This is a genomic window from Aquabacterium sp. J223 (assembly GCF_024666615.1).
Taxonomy (GTDB): Bacteria; Pseudomonadota; Gammaproteobacteria; order Burkholderiales; family Burkholderiaceae_C; genus J223.
In genome coordinates, this window is sequence record NZ_CP088297.1 from 1,107,367 (window position 1) to 1,122,608 (window position 15,242).

The window sequence follows — 15,242 nt, forward strand, 5'->3', positions numbered from 1 at the left end:
CGCGATGAAACCCCTCCTGCTGTGGACCGCCGGCGGTGTCGCGGTGCTGGCGGCGCTGCCCGCGCTGCTGCCCGCGGGGCTGCTCAACGCCAGCATCCAGATGCTGATCGCCGCGCTGTTCGCCTGTGCCTACAGCCTGCTCAGCGGGCGTGCCGGCATGCTGTCCTTCGGCCATGCCGCCTACTTCGGCGCTGGCGCCTTCGCCACCGTGCACGCGATGAACGCCCTCGGCGGTGCCGGCCTGCTGCCCACGCCGCTGCTGCCGCTGGTGGGCGCGGTGGTCGGCCTGGGCGTGGGGCTGGTGGCGGGCTGGTTCGCCACCCAGCGCAGCGGCACCACCTTCGCCATGATCACGCTGGCGATCGCCGAGCTGCTGCACGCGCTGGCGCCGCAGCTCAAGGGCTGGTTCGGCGGCGAGTCGGGCATCAGCAGCATGCGCATGCCGGCCTGGGGCTTCACCTTCGGCTCGACCACCGAGGTCTACTACCTGACGCTGGCCTGGGTGCTGGTGTCGCTGGCGGCGCTGTACTGGCATGCGCTGACGCCGATGGGGCGGCTGACGCTGGCGCTGCGCGAGAACGCGCACCGGCTGAGGTTCCTCGGCTACGACGTGCACGGGCTGGGCGTGTCGGCCTTCGCCATCTCGGCGATGTTCTCCGGCGTGGCCGGCGCGCTGCAGGTGGTCAACCAGGAGGCGGTGAACTACGTGGTGTTCGACGCCCACGTGTCGGCCTCGGTGGTGCTCAACAGCTACATCGGCGGCGTCGGCAGCTTCCTGGGGCCGGCGCTGGGCGCGGCGATCATGACCTTCTTCGGCTACGCGGTGTCGGACGCCACGCAGTCGTGGCTGCTCTACCAGGGCGTGCTGTTCGTGCTGGTGATGATGTTCATGCCCGCGGGGCTGACCGGGCTGGTCAGCGGCGCGGCGCGCGGCGTGCAGCGCCACGGCTTGGCCGCGGTGCTGCCCTCGGCGCTGCTGTGGGCGCTGGCCGCGCTGCTGCTGGCCGCGGGCGTGGTGTTCACGGTGGAGCTGCTGCAGCGGCTGTTCTCGCAGGACTACCGCTCGCTGGCGCGCATGGCCGGGGCGGCGCCGCCGATCGTGCTGTTCGGCCGGCCCTGGCCGCCGGCAGCGGTGGCGACCTGGGGCGTGCCGCTGCTGCTGCTGGGCGCCGGGGCGGCGGTGGCCTGGGCCGCGCGCGGGCGCACCGCGGCGCTGGGGACGCTGCGCGAGCCAAAGCCCGCCGCGCCCGCGGTCACGCCAGGCAAGGAGGTGCTGTCGTGACCGATCCCATCCTCACCGTGCGCGGCCTGCGCAAGTCCTTCGGCGCCACCGAGATCATCCGCGGCATCGACCTCGACCTGGCCGCCGGCGAGCGGCGCGCGCTCATCGGCCCCAACGGCGCGGGCAAGTCGACGCTGTTCCACCTGGTCTCGGGGCAGCTGCGGCCCAGCGCCGGCGAGGTGCTGTTCGACGGCCAGCGCATCGACGGCCGCTCGCCGCAGCGCATCAACCGGCTGGGGCTGGCGCGCTCGTTCCAGATCACCAACATCTTTCCCCGCCTGACGGTGTTCGAGAACATCCGCATCGCGGTGATGCAGCGCGCCGGGCTGCAGTACAGCTTCTGGCGCCGGCTGGACGGCCTGCGCCCGGTGCGCGAGGCGGCCGAGCGGCTGATGGAGCGCGTGCGCCTGCAGGCCCACGCCGACGCCCTGGCCGGCGAGCTGAGCTACTCCGGCCAGCGCTCGCTGGAGCTGGCGATGACGCTGGCCAGCGACCCCCAGGTGATCCTGCTCGACGAGCCGATGGCCGGCATGTCGGCCGAGGAGACCGACTACACGCTGGCGCTCATCCGCGAGGTGACGGCCGGGCGCGCGCTGCTCATCGTGGAGCACGACATGGACGTGGTCTTCGCGCTGGCCGACCGCATCAGCGTGCTGGTCTACGGCCAGGTCATCGCCACCGGCACGCCGGCCGAGGTGCGCGCCGACCCCGCCGTGCGCGAGGCCTACCTGGGCGAGGAGGCGGCGGCATGAGTAACACCGCGAGCCAAGGCGAGCGGGCCGAGCGCCGGGCCGCTCCCAAGCCGGCCCGCATCCCCTCGGGGGATCGGCCGGCGTACCCGCCGGACGAGGGGTCGTCATTGCTGGAGGTCGTAGACCTGCACGCGCATTACGGCAAGAGCCACATCCTGCGCGGCGTGAGCTTCAGCGTCGGCGAGCGCGAGGTCTTGAGCCTGCTCGGGCGCAACGGCTCGGGCCGCTCGACCACGCTGAAGGCGCTGATGGGGCTGCTGCCGCCCAGCGGCGGGCGCATCGCGCTGGCCGGGCGGTCGCTGGCCGGCCTGCGGCCGCACGCCATCTGCCGCTCGGGCCTGTCCTACGTGCCCGAGGAGCGCGAGGTCTTCGCCAACCTCACCGTCGACGAGAACCTGCGCATGGGCGAGCAGCCGCCGGTGCCCGGCGCGCCGCGCTGGACGGTGCAGCAGATGTTCGACTACTTCCCGCGCCTGAAGGAGCGCCGCCACACCAAGGCCGGCAGCCTGTCCGGCGGCGAGCAGCAGATGCTCACCATCTGCCGCTCGCTGCTGGGCAACCCGCGCGTCATCCTGATCGACGAGCCCACCGAGGGCCTGGCGCCCAAGATCGTCGCCCAGGTCGGCGAGTGCATCGAGGACATGCACCGCCAGGGCGTCTCGGTGGTGCTGGTCGAGCAGAAGCTGGCCATCGCGATGAAGGTGTCGCAGCGCGTGTGCGTGATGGGGCACGGGCGCATCGTCTTCGACGGCAGCCCGCAGCAGCTGGAATCCGACCCGCAGCTGCTGGCGCAGTGGCTGGCCGTATGACCGCCCCCGGTCCGCGCTTCGCCCGGCCCGCCCCCCGCGGGGGCTCATGGTTCCTTGGAAGGAGGTCGGCGTGGCCGACAAAGTGATCATCAGCTGCGCCGTCACCGGCTCGGTGCACACGCCCACCATGTCGCCGTACCTGCCGCTGACGCCCGAGCAGATCGCCGAGCAGGCCATCGAGGCGGCCGAGGCCGGCGCGGCCATCCTGCACCTGCACGCCCGCGACCCGGCGGACGGCCGGCCCACCCCCGACCCGGCGGTCTTCGAGCAGTTCGTGCCGCGCATCCGCGCGGCCTGCGACGCGGTGATCAACATCACCACCGGCGGCAGCACCCGCATGACGCTGGCCGAGCGGCTGGCCTACCCGCTCAAGCTCAAGCCCGAGATGTGCTCGCTCAACATGGGCTCGATGAACTTCTCCATCCACCCGGTGGCGCGCAAGATCACCGCCTGGCAGCACGACTGGGAGCGGCCCTACGTGGAAGGCATGGAGGACCTGATCTTCCGCAACACCTTCGCCGACATCAAGCACATCCTGAAGGTGCTGGGCGAGGAGGCCGGCACCCGCTTCGAGTTCGAGTGCTACGACGTGGGCCACCTGTACAACCTGGCGCACTTCGTCGACGAGGGCCTGGTGCGCGGGCCGCTGTTCATCCAGAGCATCTTCGGCATCCTCGGCGGCCTCGGGCCCGACCCGGAGAACCTGGTGACCATGCGGCAGACCGCCGACCGGCTGTTCGGCCGCGACGGCTACCGCTTCTCGGTGCTGGGCGCCGGGCGCCACCAGATGCCGCTGCTGACCATGGCCGCGGTGATGGGCGGCAACGTGCGCGTGGGCCTGGAGGACAGCCTCTACCTCGGCAAGGGCGAGCTCGCCCGCTCCTGCGCCGAGCAGGTGCGCAAGATCCGCCGCATCCTCGACGAGCTGTCGCTGGAGGTGGCCACGCCGGACGAGGCGCGCGCCATGCTGCAGCTCAAGGGCCGGGAGGCCGCCGCCTCGGGCACCGCAACTGCCGCAGCCGTTCACCGGCCCCGGTGAACGGCCGGCAGGAGACGGTGATGCAGCAGTCCGCGTCCGGCCCCACGGGCGGTCCCACCCCGGGCGAGATGTCACCCGGCGACGAAGCGCCGCCCGGCACGCCGGGCACCGGCGAAGCGGTCTGTCCCGGCTGCGGCGGCTCCGGCCGGGCGGAGGGCGGCCAGACCTGCGGCGTGTGCAGCGGCACCGGCAAGGTCACCGAAGGCATCGGCGGCGGCTGACCGCCGGCGGGCACCGGTGTTGCTGCGGGCCATGCACATGACACGACCACGGGAGTCCCCATGAGCATGCCCCCGGGTGGCTACGGCAGCGTCGGCGGACAGGTGCCGGCGCGCTGGCTGGTGCTGATCGCGCAGGGTGGCGAGCAGGACGACGGCCCGATGGTGGCCCGCCTCTTCGACCCCGACCGGCGCGAGCTGGCGCAGTTCGACGCCACGGCCGAGGAGGTGGTGGTGATGACCACCGGCCTGGTGCCCGAGCACGGCGCCGTCGGCCCCGACTGGGAGCGGGCGCTGGGCCAGCACTCGCCCGAGGAGCGCCGGCAGGCGCAGGTCTACACGCTGGACATCTGACGCCCTCGCGCCAGCGCCAGCGCCGTCGCGTTCGCGTTCGCGCGCGGGAACGGCGCGCGCAGGCGGACCCCGGGGCGGCGCCGCCCCGCGCCCCTCACACCGTCAGGCGTCGCCCCAGACTTCCTGGGCGGTCTCGATCACCAGGCGCAGCTTGGTGCGCTGCGCCTCCACGGCGATGTTGTTGCCGTGCACGGTGGAGGAGAAGCCGCATTGCGGGCTGAGCGCCAGCTGCTCCAGCGGTGCGTACTTCGCGGCCTCGTCGATGCGGCGCTTCAGCGTGTCCTTGTCTTCCAGCTCGCCGAACTTGGTCGTCACCAGGCCCAGCACCACCAGCTTGCCCTTGGGCAGGAAGCGCAGCGGCCGGAAGTCGCCCGAGCGGTCGTCGTCGTACTCGAGGAAGTACGCGTCCAGGTTCATCTCCGACAGCAGCGCCTCGGCCACCGGTTCGTAGTTGCCGGCCGCCGCGTGGGTGCTCTTGAAGTTGCCGCGGCACAGGTGCATGGCCAGCGTCATGCCCTGCGGCTTCTGCGCCACCACCTTGTTGATGAACCCGGCGTAGCGGTGCGGCAGCTCGTTGGGGTCGTCGCCGCGCTGGCGCGCCGCCTCGCGCATCTTCTCGTCGCACAGGTAGGCGAGGTTGGTGTCGTCCATCTGCACGTAGGTGCAGCCGGCGGCGGCCAATGAGCGCAGCTCGTCGCCGTAGGCCTTGGCCACGTCGTCGTAGAAGTCGGGCTCCAGCTCCGGGTACGCCTGCTTGCTGATGCCGGCGCGGCCGCCGCGGAAGTGCAGCATGGTCGGCGAAGGGATGGTCACCTTGGGCGTGCAGCCCGGCGCCTGGCGGTCGACCTGCGCCTTCAGGAACTGGAAGTCGGCGAGCTGGATGTCCTTGGCATGTCGGACCTTGTCGATGACGCGCATCACCGGCGGTGCCAGCTCCTCGGTGCCGTCGGGCTTGCGGATGGTCACCGGGATGTCGGACTTGACCCCGCCCAGCTGCTCGAGGAAATCGACGTGGAAGTAGGTGCGGCGGAACTCGCCGTCGGTGATGCTCTTCAGCCCGACGTCCTTCTGGAAGCGGACGATGTCGGCGATCGCGGCGTCCTCCACCGCCCGCAGCTGCTCGGCGCTGATCTCGCCCCGGGCCTTCTGCTCGCGGGCGTCGAGCAGCGCCTTCGGACGCAGGAAGCTGCCGACATGGTCGGCGCGGGAGGGCAGGCGGACGGGCAGGGTCATGGTGGACGGGTGGGGAGTGGGATCCCGCTATTCTCAACGCACCGGCGCCTCGCCCCATGGGTGACGTCCCTGCCAGGCGGCGGGCGACGGGCACCCCGCGCATCGGCGCGCGACATGGCGCTTTCCCTTCGCATGCCGAACCGGAATAGCTGCTAGCCACCCCGCACAACCGATTCGGCATGGCGGCCGGTCGATAATCCGGTAACTGAATGTCGGTTTTTCTCCCTGGCCGCCGGCGAGAGGGGGATCCACCGACGCGGAGGCGCCGGCAGTTGCACACACAATCGCGCCTTTCCGCACACACGTCCATCGAGGAGATCCAGACGATGCAAAAGCGCACCGCCCTTCGCGTCCTGCTCGCCGCCGGCCTGGCCGCGACCGGCACCGCGGCCGTCCAGGCGCAGACCGCGCCGTTCAAGGTCGGCTTCATCCTGCCCATGACCGGGCAGTCGGCCTCCACCGGCCGCCAGATCGAGGCCGCCGTCAAGCTGTGGGTGGCGCAGAACGGCAGCACGGTGGCGGGCCGCAAGGTCGAGGTCATCGTCAAGGACGACGGCGGCGTCGCCGACCAGACCCGGCGCATCGCGCAGGAACTGGTGGTGCAGGACAAGGTGGACGTGCTGGCCGGCTTCGGCCTGACGCCGCTGGCCCTGGCGGTGGCGCCCATCGCCACCCAGAGCAAGACGCCGATGGTGGTGACCGCCGCGGCCACGGCCATCATCACCGAGCAGTCGCCTTACATCGTCCGCACCAGCTTCACGCTGCCGCAGGGCACCTTCCCGCTGGCCGAGTGGGCGGCCAAGAACGGCATCAAGAAGGTCGTGACGCTCGTGACCGACTACGGTCCCGGCATCGACGCGGAGCGCACCTTCAAGAACCGCTTCACCCTCAACGGCGGCCAGGTGGTGGCCGAGATCCGCTCGCCGCTGCGCAGCCCGGACTTCGCGCCCTTCCTGCAGCGGGTGCGCGACGCGCAGCCGGACGCGGTGTTCGTCTTCCTGCCCTCCGGCCAGGGCGCGCAGTTCATGAAGCAGTACTCCGAGCGCGGCCTGGACAAGTCCGGCATCCGGCTCATCGGCACCGGCGACGTGACCGACGACGACCAGCTCAACGACATGGGCGACGTGGCCCTCGGCGTGGTGACCTCGCACCACTACTCGGCGGCCCACCCGTCGCCGACGAACAAGAAGTTCGTCGACGCCTTCCAGGCCGCCAACAAGTTCCGGCCCAACTTCATGGCCGTGGCCGGCTTCGACGGCATGCGCGTGATCTACAAGGCGCTGGAGGCGACCAAGGGCAAGGGCGGCGGCGAGGCGCTGCTGGCGGCGATGAAGGGCCAGACCTTCGAGAGCCCGCGCGGCAACGTCATCATCGATGCCAACACCCGCGAGCCGATCCAGGACATCTACATCCGCAAGGTCGAGCGCAAGGACGGCCAGCTGTGGAACGTCGAGTTCGACGCCCTGAAGGCCGTGAAGGACCCGGGCAAGGGGTCCTGACGAGACCCCCGGGCGCTCGCCGCGGCGGGCGCCCGTGGCCCGATGCCCAGGGCCGCCGCGCTGCCCCTCGACGGGCGGTCGGCGGCCCTTCCATCGCGCTGATGTAAAAACACCACCATGCTGACCCTCCTGTTCGACGGCATCGCCTACGGCATGCTGCTCTTCGTGCTCGCCGTCGGGCTGGCCGTGACCATGGGGTTGATGAACTTCATCAACCTCGCGCATGGCGCCTTCGCCATGGCGGGCGGCTACATCACCGTGCTGCTGATGCAGCGGGCCGGCCTGCCCTTCCTGGCCACGCTGCCGCTGGCCTTCATCGGGGCGGCGCTGCTCGGCGCGCTGCTGGAGCGCACGCTGTACCGGCCGATGTACGCCAAGCCGCACCTGGACCAGGTGCTGTTCTCCATCGGCCTGACCTTCATGGCGGTGGCCGCGATCGACTACTTCATCGGCTCTCAGCAGCAGATCGTGCAGCTGCCGGCCTTCCTGCAGGGCCGCTTCGACCTGGCCGACGTCGGCGTCGGCAAGTACCGCCTCTTCATCATCGTGGTGTGCGCGCTGCTCACGGTGGTGCTGCAGCTGATCCTGTCGAAGACCCGCTTCGGCAGCCGGCTGCGCGCGGCGGTGGACGACCCGCGGGTGGCGTCGGGCCTGGGCATCAACGTGAACCAGGTGTTCCTGACCACCTTCGCCGTCGGCTCCGGGTTGGCCGGACTGGGCGGGGCGCTGGGCGCCGAGGTGCTGGGCCTGGACCCGACCTTCCCGCTCAAGTTCATGATCTATTTCCTCATCGTGGTGTCCGTCGGCGGCACGACGACCATCACCGGGCCGCTGCTGGCCGCGCTGCTGCTCGGCATCGCCGACGTCGCCGGCAAGTACTACGTGCCCAAGCTCGGCTCCTTCATCGTCTACACCCTGATGGTGCTGATCCTCGTCTTCCGGCCGCAGGGCCTCTTCGGCGCGAAGGTGGCCCGATGAACACCACCACGACCACGTCGTCGTCCGTTGCCGCCGTCCGCGCGTCGCTGCACGCCCTGCCGCGCTGGCGCTGGTGGGAGTTCGCGCTCTTCGCGGTGGCGGTCGCCTCCTGGTTCCTGTTGCCGGGCCATGCGGCGCTGCTCAACGAGATCGCCATCCTGTCGCTGTTCGCGCTGTCGCTGGACCTGATCCTCGGCTACGCGGGCATCGTCTCGCTGGGCCATGCGGCCTTCTTCGGCCTCGGCGCCTACTTCGCCGCGCTGTTCGCCAAGCACGTGATGCCCGACCCGCTGGTCGGCCTGGTGCTGGCCACCGTCGTCTGCGGCCTGTTCGGCCTCATCACCAGCGTGCTGGTGCTGCGCGGGTCGGACCTCACCCGGCTGATGGTGACGCTGGGCGTCGCCTCCATCCTGTTCGAGCTGGCCAACCGGCTCGACTGGCTGACCGGCGGTGCCGACGGCCTGCAGGGCGTGCTGATGGGGCCGCTGCTCGGCCGCTTCGACTTCGACCTGCAGGGCCGGGTCGGCTTCGCCTACTCGCTGGTGGTGCTGATCATCGGGCTGCTGGTGGCGCGCAAGATCGTCCACTCGCCCTTCGGCACCTCGCTGAAGGCGCTGCGCGACAACCGGCTGCGCGCCGGCGCCATCGGCGTCAACGTCAGCGCGCGGCTGGCCGCGGTGTACGCGGTCAGCGGTGCGCTGGCCGGTGCGTCGGGCGCCCTGCTGGCGCAGACCACCGCCTTCGCCTCGCTGGACGTGCTCGACTTCCACCGCTCGGCCGACGTGCTGCTGATGCTGGTCATCGGCGGCACCGGCTACCTCTACGGCGGCATCTTCGGCGCCATCGCCTTCACCGCGCTGCGCGACGTGATCTCGGCGCTGACCCCGCAGTACTGGACCTTCTGGCTCGGCCTGTTCCTGGTGGTGCTGGTGATGGTCGGCCGCGACCGGCTGTTCCAGCCGCGCCGCTGGTTCGGCAAGGGAGGACGGGCATGACCACGGTGTTGCAGACGACGAACCTGATCAAGCGCTTCGGCGGCCTGGTCGCCACCAACGACGTCACGATCAACGTCGAGCGCGGCGCCCGCCACGCGCTCATCGGCCCCAACGGCGCCGGCAAGACCACGCTGATCAACCTGCTGACCGGCGTGCTGGAGCCGACCTCCGGCTCGATCACGCTGATGGGCGAGGACATCACCAAGCTGCCGTCGCACCGCCGGGTCGACCGCGGCCTGGTGCGCACCTTCCAGATCAACCAGCTCTTCGGCGAGATGACGCCGCTGGAGGCCGTGGCCTTCACCGTCGCGCGCCGCAAGGGACTGTCGGGCCGGTTCTGGAAGGCGCTGGGGCGGCACGACGAGCTGGCCGAGGACTGCGAGCGCCTGCTGCGCGAGTTCCACCTGCTCGACGTGATGGACATCCGCACCTCGGTGCTGGCCTACGGCAAGCGCCGGCTGCTGGAAATCGCGCTGGCCATCGCCTGCGAGCCGAAGGTGCTGCTGCTGGACGAGCCGGCCGCCGGGGTGCCGGAGGGCGAGCGCCAGGAGATCTTCGACAGCCTGGCCCGGCTGCCGGCCGACGTCAGCGTGCTGCTGATCGAACACGACATGGACCTGGTCTTCAACTTCGCCAGCCGGGTGACCGTGCTGGTCAACGGCGGCCTGTTCGCCGACGGCGACGTGCAGAGCATCTCCACCGACCCGCGGGTCAAGGCGGTGTACCTCGGCCAGGGCGAAGGAGCGGTCCATGGCTGACGCCCTGCTGCAGGTCGACCAGCTGCGCGCCGGCTACGGCGAGGCGGTGGTGCTCAACGGCATCAGCTTCACGCTGGACCGTGGCCAGTCGCTCGCGCTGCTGGGCCGCAACGGCACCGGCAAGACCACGCTGATGAACAGCATCGTCGGCGTCACCCGCCGCCACGGCGGCAGCGTGCGGCTGAACGGCCAGGACCTGTCCACGGTGGCGCCGTTCAAGCGCGCCGAGGCCGGCATCGGCTGGGTGCCGCAGGAGCGCAACATCTTCAAGTCGCTGACGGTGGAGGAGAACCTCACCGCCGTCGCGCGGCCCGGGCCGTGGAACGTCAAGCGCGTCTACGAGATGTTCCCGCGGCTGCAGGAGCGGCGCTCGAACATGGGCAACCAGCTCTCCGGCGGCGAGCAGCAGATGCTGGCGGTGGCCCGGGCCCTGGTGCTCAACCCGTCGGTGCTGCTGCTCGACGAGCCGCTGGAAGGCCTGGCGCCCATCATCGTGGAAGAACTGCTGCGCGCCATCGCCCGCGTGGTGCGCGAGGAGGGCCTGTCGGCCATCATCGTCGAGCAGAACCCGCGCGCCATCCTCGGCATCACGCAGAAGGCCATCGTGCTCGACCGCGGCCTGGTGGTGCACGCCGACGACAGCGCCGAGCTGCTGCGCAACCCCGAGGTGCTCGAGCGCCACCTGGCGGTGGCGAAACATTGACCCCCGGCCGTCTGGCGGCCGCCCCCACGGGGGACCCAAGCCGACCGGGAGACCCGGATCGCCTTGGGCCCGCTTGTCGAGACCGCTGCCCCTGGTCGCCCGCGGCGACCGGTCCCCACCGGGAGGGGTTCGCTAGCCCCGAGGGCCCTTCGTGACCCGCGTCTTGCCGCCGGTGGTCACCAGCAGCACCGGGTCGCCGGTGGCGAAGGTTTCCTGGCCCTGCGCCTGGATGATCGAGCGGCGCTCGCCGTTGCGCAGCTGGACCAGGATCTCCAGCGCGTTCTCGGTGGTGGTGCCGCGTTCGATGGCGTTGCCGGCCACCGCGCCGGCCACCGCGCCCAGCACCGTGCCGACGACCGCGCCGCGGCCACCACCGACGCTCGAGCCGGCCACGCCGCCGACCACGCCGCCGGCCGCGCCGCCGATGCCGGACTGGGTGCCGTCGACCTTCACCGGCCGCACCGACAGCACGGTCGCGTCCTGCACGGTGGACAGCCGCTGCGCGTCGCCGCGCTGCACGACGTCGGGGCTGGTGGTGGAGCAGGCGGCCAGGGCCAGCACCAGGGGAATGAGGATGAGCGGCTTCTTCATGGGGAACTCCAACGCCGGCCACGTGCCGACGGACGACAGACCAGCAGTCTAGGACCGCCGCGTCAACGGTTGGTTTCCGCGTGAGGCGACCGATGTCCCCGTGCGACAGGTCGTCCACGACGGCCAGGGGCGGCCGCCTACGGCCGGGGGTCAACCGTGCAAGCGGCTCGTCCGCGGCACGCTTGCCAGCAGGAACTCCATCTGGTCGGCCAGGATGCGGCGGCCGCGCAGGATCATGTCCTCGTGCAGGTTGGGCACGTAGGGCAGGTACATCAGCGTCATGCGCGCCTCTTCGGGCAGGCGGTTGCCCTTGCGGCCGTTGCAGGAGCGGCAGGCCGTGATGCAGTTCATCCAGCTGTCCTTGCCGCCGCGCGACGTCGGCACGATGTGCTCACGGGTCAGCGTGTCGAAGCCGAAGCGGCCGCCGCAGTAGGCGCACAGGTGCCGGTCGCGCACGAAGAGCTTGGTGTTGGTGATGGTCGGCACCTGCCGCCAGGCCCGGCTGGGCACCGCGCCGCGCACGGCGATGATGGGGTGCACCTCGATGCGCGACTGCAGGCCGGTGGTGCGCTGGATGCCGCCGCGCAGCACGTGCAACGGACGCCCCAGCGTCCAGGCGACGCCGTCGCTGGCGTAGAGTGCCGCCGCTTCCCTGGCGTTGAGCCAGGCCTGCGGTCGGCCGGAGACATCGAGCTGCAGCACGTCCATGGCGCGACACGTGTCCTTCTCGTCGAGAGACGGTGGAGGGTGCCGGCACGCTGCCTGCAAGTCGCCTGCCGGCTGCACCAAGGATAGCGGACGACGGTGACCCACCACAACGCTCGGGCTGACGCACCGCCGTCGCGGGGGCCGGGGTGCGGCCGTCGCGCGCGGTGGTCGCTGGTTTTGGGGGTGGTGCTGCTGCTGACCGGCCTGGTGCCCATCGCCGCCCGCGCGCAGCGCGCCGCGCCCGCACCCGCGGTGCCGGCCGCGGCCTCGGCGCCCGAGGCCGCCGGCCCGCCCGCCAGCGCCGCCCCGGTGCCGGAACCATCGCCGTCCGGCCAGCGGGCGTTCGAGGCGGCGCGGCCGCGGCTGGTGCAGGTGCGCACGCTGCTCAAGGGCCAGGACAGCCAGGCCTCGGTCGGCTCCGGGTTCCTGGTCAGCGAGCAGGGCCACCTGATCAGCAACTGGCACGTGGTCAGCGACTACGCGCTGCAGCCGCAGCGCTACCGGCTGGTCTACGCCACCGCCGACGGCAGCCAGGGCGACCTGGAGCTGGTCGACATCGACGTGGTGCACGACCTGGCACTGCTGCGGCCGGCCCAGTCCGGCGCGTTGAGTGGCCGCGGCGCGCTGCCGTTCCGGCCGCCGGCGCTGCCGCTGGCGCGTGGCGAGCGGCTGCACGCGCTGGGCAACCCGCTGGACGTCGGCTTCGCCGTCACCGAGGGCGCCTACAACGGCCTGGCCGCGCGCAGCTTCGTGCCGACCATCTTCTTCGGCGGGGCGTTGAGCGGCGGCATGAGCGGTGGTCCGGCGCTCGACGAACGCGGCCGCGTCATCGGCGTCAACGTCGCCACCCGGCGCGACGGCGCGCTGGTCAGCTTCCTCGTGCCCGCGGGCTTCGCCCAGGCGCTGCTGGAACGCGGCCGCGACCGGGCGCCGCTGGCGCTGCCGGCCTGGGGCGAGGTCACCGAGCAGCTGACCGCGCACCAGCAGGCGCTGACCGACGCCTTCATCGCCCGCCGCTGGCGCGACGCCCGCCACCCGCTGTACCGCCTGCCGCTGCCGGCCGAGGACTTCCTGCGCTGCTGGGGCCGCGGCAGCAGCCCCGATGCGGTCGGCCTGGAGTTCGAGCGCTCGGACTGCGAGATGGACGCCCGGGTCTACGTCGGCCGCGGCTTCGGCACCGCCTTCCTGGCCACGCGCTACGAGGCGCTGGACGGCCGGCGCCTGGGCGCGCTGCGCTTCGCCCAGCGCTACTCCGCCGGCTTCGCCAACGAGTACTTCGGCCAGAAGACGGCCTGGCTGACCGCGCCGCAGTGCAGCGAGCGCTTCATCGACCGCGGCGTGCCGCTGCGCGCGGTGATGTGCCTGCGCGCGCACAAGCGGCTGCCGGGGCTCTACGACCTCGCCCTGCTGGTGGCCACGGTGGACCAGTCCACCGCCGGCGTGCAGGCGCGCTTCGACGCGCAGGGCGTGAGCGCGGCCAACGCGCGGCGGCTGGCCGCGCACTACCTCAACGGCATCGGATGGCGCCCATCGCCGCAGACCCTCAACCCCCGGCCGGTCGCGACTCGCGCTGATCGAGGTGCTGGACCGCGACGGCCAGGTGCGCCGTTGCGAGCCGGTGCGCGCCTGGCCGTGGCGCATCGGCCGCGGCTTCGACTGCGACCTGGTGCTCGACGACCCGCACGTCGCGGAGCAGCACGCCAGCCTGGACCTGGGCGAGGACGGCGTGCCCTGGCTCACCGTCGGGGCCACCCGCAACGGCGTGCAGTGGGACCGGCGCACGCTGATGCCGGGCGAGACGGTGGCGCTGGACTCGGGCCCGAACCGGGCCTTCGACCTCGGCGGCCTGCGTCTGAGGCTGCGAATGCCCGGCGACGCGGTGGAGCCGGAACGCTCGCTGGCCCTGGCCCCCGAAGGGGTGCGATGGTGGCCGACGCTGGCGGCCGGCCTGGCGCTGTGGGCGCTGGTGCTGGCGCAGCACGCGGTGGCGCTGGACCCCGGCGCCGGCCTGCGCGACTGGCTGGTGCCGGCGCTGGCGCTGCCGCTCGGGCTGCTGGCCTGGGCGGCGCTGTGGGCCTTCAGCTCGCGGCTGCTGCAGCGCCGGTTCGTGCTGGTGCCGCACCTGGCGCTGGTCTGCCGCGGCGCGCTGGTGCTGGCGCTGGCCGACCTGTTGCTGCCGGTGCTGGCCTACGCGCTGGCCTGGCCCTGGATCGCCCGCATCACGCCGGCGCTGCTGGCCACCATCGTCGGGGCCACCGTCTACGCCCACGCCCTGCGGGTGGTGCCGCTCAAGCGCACCGTGCTGGCCGCCGGCGTGGGCGGCTGCCTGCTCATCGCCGGCGCGGTGGTGGCGACGCTGAACCACCAGCGCAGCGACCGCATCTTCGACCAGCTCTACCTGTCGGTGCTGCCGCCGCCGGCGTTCCGGCTGGCGCCGGCGCTGCCGCCGGACGCGCTGCTCGACGAACTGCCGGCGCTGCAGAAGTCGCTGGCGCGGCAACTGCCCGCCGAGGTGGAGGACGAGCCCTAAAAAAGACTTGCCCGGGGGTCGCCGTCGTGTGCAGAATAGAACGATCGTTCGTTTCTTTTTTCTGCCCGCCGTGCCTGCCTCCCACCCTTCGGCGCCCTCGCGCAAACCCGCGCAGACGGCCGCCCAGCGCGCGCTGCAGAAGGGCCAGCAGACGCGCGCCACCATCCTCGACGGGGCGCTGTCGCTGGCCGCGCAGGTCGGGCTGGAGGGCCTGTCCATCGGCGCGCTGGCCGAGGTCTGCGGCATGAGCAAATCGGGTGTCTTCGCCCACTTCGGCTCCCGCGAGGACCTGCAGATCGCCGTCATCCGCGAGTACCACGACCGCTTCGAGCGCGAGGTCTTCTTCCCCGCGCTGGACCAGCCGCGCGGCCTGCCGCGGCTGACCGCGCTGTTCCAGCGCTGGGTGCACAAGGTGTCGGAGGAGATCGACTCCGGCTGCATCTACATCAGCGGCGCGGTCGAGTTCGACGACCGGCCGGGCCCGGTGCGCGACGCGCTGGCCGGCATGGTCAGCGCCTGGCAGTCGGCGATGGAGCGGGCGATCCGCCTGGCCATCGACGAGGGCCACCTGCGCGCCGACACCGACCCGCTGCAGCTGCTGTTCGAGCTGCACGGGCTGGTGCTGGCCCTCCACCACGACGCCCGCTTCCTGCGCCACCCCGAGGCGCCTCAGCGCGCCCGGGCCGGCTTCGAGAACGTGCTGTCGCGCCACCGGGTGGCGGCCGAGGTGACCGCCGTCCGAAGCACGCGGCGGGCCGACCGCGCCGTGGCCCGCTGAACCGCCTCACCACCC

16 protein-coding genes and 1 pseudogene are annotated in these 15,242 nt (G+C 72.0%); 14 read left to right on the plus strand and 3 right to left on the minus strand.

The window, feature by feature from the left end:
• Positions 1-4 precede the first annotated feature (4 nt).
• The 6 genes from LRS07_RS05380 to LRS07_RS05405 all read left to right on the plus strand — a co-directional run bounded on the left by LRS07_RS05380 (position 5) and on the right by LRS07_RS05405 (position 4,454).
• Positions 5-1,282, plus strand: coding sequence for a branched-chain amino acid ABC transporter permease (locus LRS07_RS05380; protein ID WP_260499466.1), 1,278 nt, complete (start codon positions 5-7; stop codon positions 1,280-1,282).
• Positions 1,279-2,034, plus strand: coding sequence for an ABC transporter ATP-binding protein (locus tag LRS07_RS05385; protein ID WP_260499467.1), 756 nt, complete (start codon positions 1,279-1,281; stop codon positions 2,032-2,034). The genes LRS07_RS05380 and LRS07_RS05385 overlap by 4 nt, the downstream gene beginning before the upstream one ends.
• Positions 2,031-2,843, plus strand: a complete 813-nt coding sequence (locus LRS07_RS05390; RefSeq protein ID WP_260499468.1) for an ABC transporter ATP-binding protein — start codon at positions 2,031-2,033, stop codon at positions 2,841-2,843. The genes LRS07_RS05385 and LRS07_RS05390 overlap by 4 nt, the downstream gene beginning before the upstream one ends.
• A gap of 70 nt (positions 2,844-2,913) precedes the next feature.
• Positions 2,914-3,882, plus strand: a complete 969-nt coding sequence (kce, locus tag LRS07_RS05395) for a 3,5-dioxohexanoate:acetyl-CoA acetone transferase (protein ID WP_260500955.1) — start codon at positions 2,914-2,916, stop codon at positions 3,880-3,882.
• Positions 3,883-3,902: 20 nt separating this feature from the next.
• Positions 3,903-4,103 carry a hypothetical protein gene (locus LRS07_RS05400; RefSeq protein WP_260500956.1) on the plus strand — a complete coding sequence of 67 codons (201 nt, stop codon included), beginning with the start codon at positions 3,903-3,905 and terminating at the stop codon, positions 4,101-4,103.
• A 60-nt stretch (positions 4,104-4,163) separates the two neighbouring features.
• Positions 4,164-4,454 (plus strand): hypothetical protein, encoded by a 291-nt coding sequence (locus tag LRS07_RS05405; RefSeq protein ID WP_260500957.1) that lies wholly within the window; start codon positions 4,164-4,166, stop codon positions 4,452-4,454.
• A 102-nt stretch (positions 4,455-4,556) separates the two neighbouring features.
• Here LRS07_RS05405 and LRS07_RS05410 read toward each other — a convergent pair whose 3' ends face one another.
• Entirely contained in the window at positions 4,557-5,687 is a 1,131-nt protein-coding gene (locus LRS07_RS05410) for a 5-methyltetrahydropteroyltriglutamate--homocysteine S-methyltransferase (RefSeq protein WP_260500958.1), read from the minus strand.
• A gap of 326 nt (positions 5,688-6,013) precedes the next feature.
• Here LRS07_RS05410 and LRS07_RS05415 point away from each other — a divergent pair, with 326 nt between their 5' ends.
• The 5 genes from LRS07_RS05415 (at position 6,014) to LRS07_RS05435 (ending at position 10,620) form a co-directional block, all read left to right on the plus strand.
• On the plus strand, positions 6,014-7,186 hold the full coding sequence (locus LRS07_RS05415) for an ABC transporter substrate-binding protein (protein ID WP_260500959.1): 1,173 nt from the start codon (positions 6,014-6,016) through the stop codon (positions 7,184-7,186).
• A gap of 117 nt (positions 7,187-7,303) precedes the next feature.
• The gene (locus LRS07_RS05420; RefSeq protein ID WP_260500960.1) at positions 7,304-8,164 is read left to right on the plus strand and encodes a branched-chain amino acid ABC transporter permease; all 861 of its coding nucleotides are present in this window, start codon (positions 7,304-7,306) and stop codon (positions 8,162-8,164) included.
• Complete coding sequence (locus tag LRS07_RS05425) at positions 8,161-9,159, plus strand: branched-chain amino acid ABC transporter permease (RefSeq protein ID WP_260500961.1); 999 nt, start codon at positions 8,161-8,163, stop codon at positions 9,157-9,159. Before LRS07_RS05420 ends, LRS07_RS05425 begins: the two co-directional genes overlap by 4 nt.
• Positions 9,156-9,917, plus strand: a complete 762-nt coding sequence (locus LRS07_RS05430) for an ABC transporter ATP-binding protein (RefSeq protein WP_260500962.1) — start codon at positions 9,156-9,158, stop codon at positions 9,915-9,917. The genes LRS07_RS05425 and LRS07_RS05430 overlap by 4 nt, the downstream gene beginning before the upstream one ends.
• Complete coding sequence (locus LRS07_RS05435) at positions 9,910-10,620, plus strand: ABC transporter ATP-binding protein (protein ID WP_260500963.1); 711 nt, start codon at positions 9,910-9,912, stop codon at positions 10,618-10,620. The genes LRS07_RS05430 and LRS07_RS05435 overlap by 8 nt, the downstream gene beginning before the upstream one ends.
• A gap of 132 nt (positions 10,621-10,752) precedes the next feature.
• Here LRS07_RS05435 and LRS07_RS05440 read toward each other — a convergent pair whose 3' ends face one another.
• Positions 10,753-11,211, minus strand: coding sequence for an outer membrane lipoprotein (locus tag LRS07_RS05440; RefSeq protein ID WP_260500964.1), 459 nt, complete (start codon positions 11,209-11,211; stop codon positions 10,753-10,755).
• Positions 11,212-11,361: 150 nt separating this feature from the next.
• Positions 11,362-11,919 carry an HNH endonuclease gene (locus LRS07_RS05445; protein ID WP_260502047.1) on the minus strand — a complete coding sequence of 186 codons (558 nt, stop codon included), beginning with the start codon at positions 11,917-11,919 and terminating at the stop codon, positions 11,362-11,364.
• 465 nt (positions 11,920-12,384) lie between these two features.
• Here LRS07_RS05445 and LRS07_RS05450 point away from each other — a divergent pair.
• The 3 genes and pseudogenes from LRS07_RS05450 to LRS07_RS05460 all read left to right on the plus strand — a co-directional run.
• Positions 12,385-12,696: pseudogene (locus LRS07_RS05450) on the plus strand (trypsin-like peptidase domain-containing protein); the annotation flags it as partial.
• 802 nt (positions 12,697-13,498) lie between these two features.
• A complete protein-coding gene (locus LRS07_RS05455; protein WP_260500965.1) occupies positions 13,499-14,449 on the plus strand; it encodes an FHA domain-containing protein in 951 nt (316 codons plus the stop codon).
• 70 nt (positions 14,450-14,519) lie between these two features.
• Complete coding sequence (locus tag LRS07_RS05460; protein ID WP_260500966.1) at positions 14,520-15,227, plus strand: TetR/AcrR family transcriptional regulator; 708 nt, start codon at positions 14,520-14,522, stop codon at positions 15,225-15,227.
• The last annotated feature ends 15 nt before the right edge of the window (positions 15,228-15,242 follow it).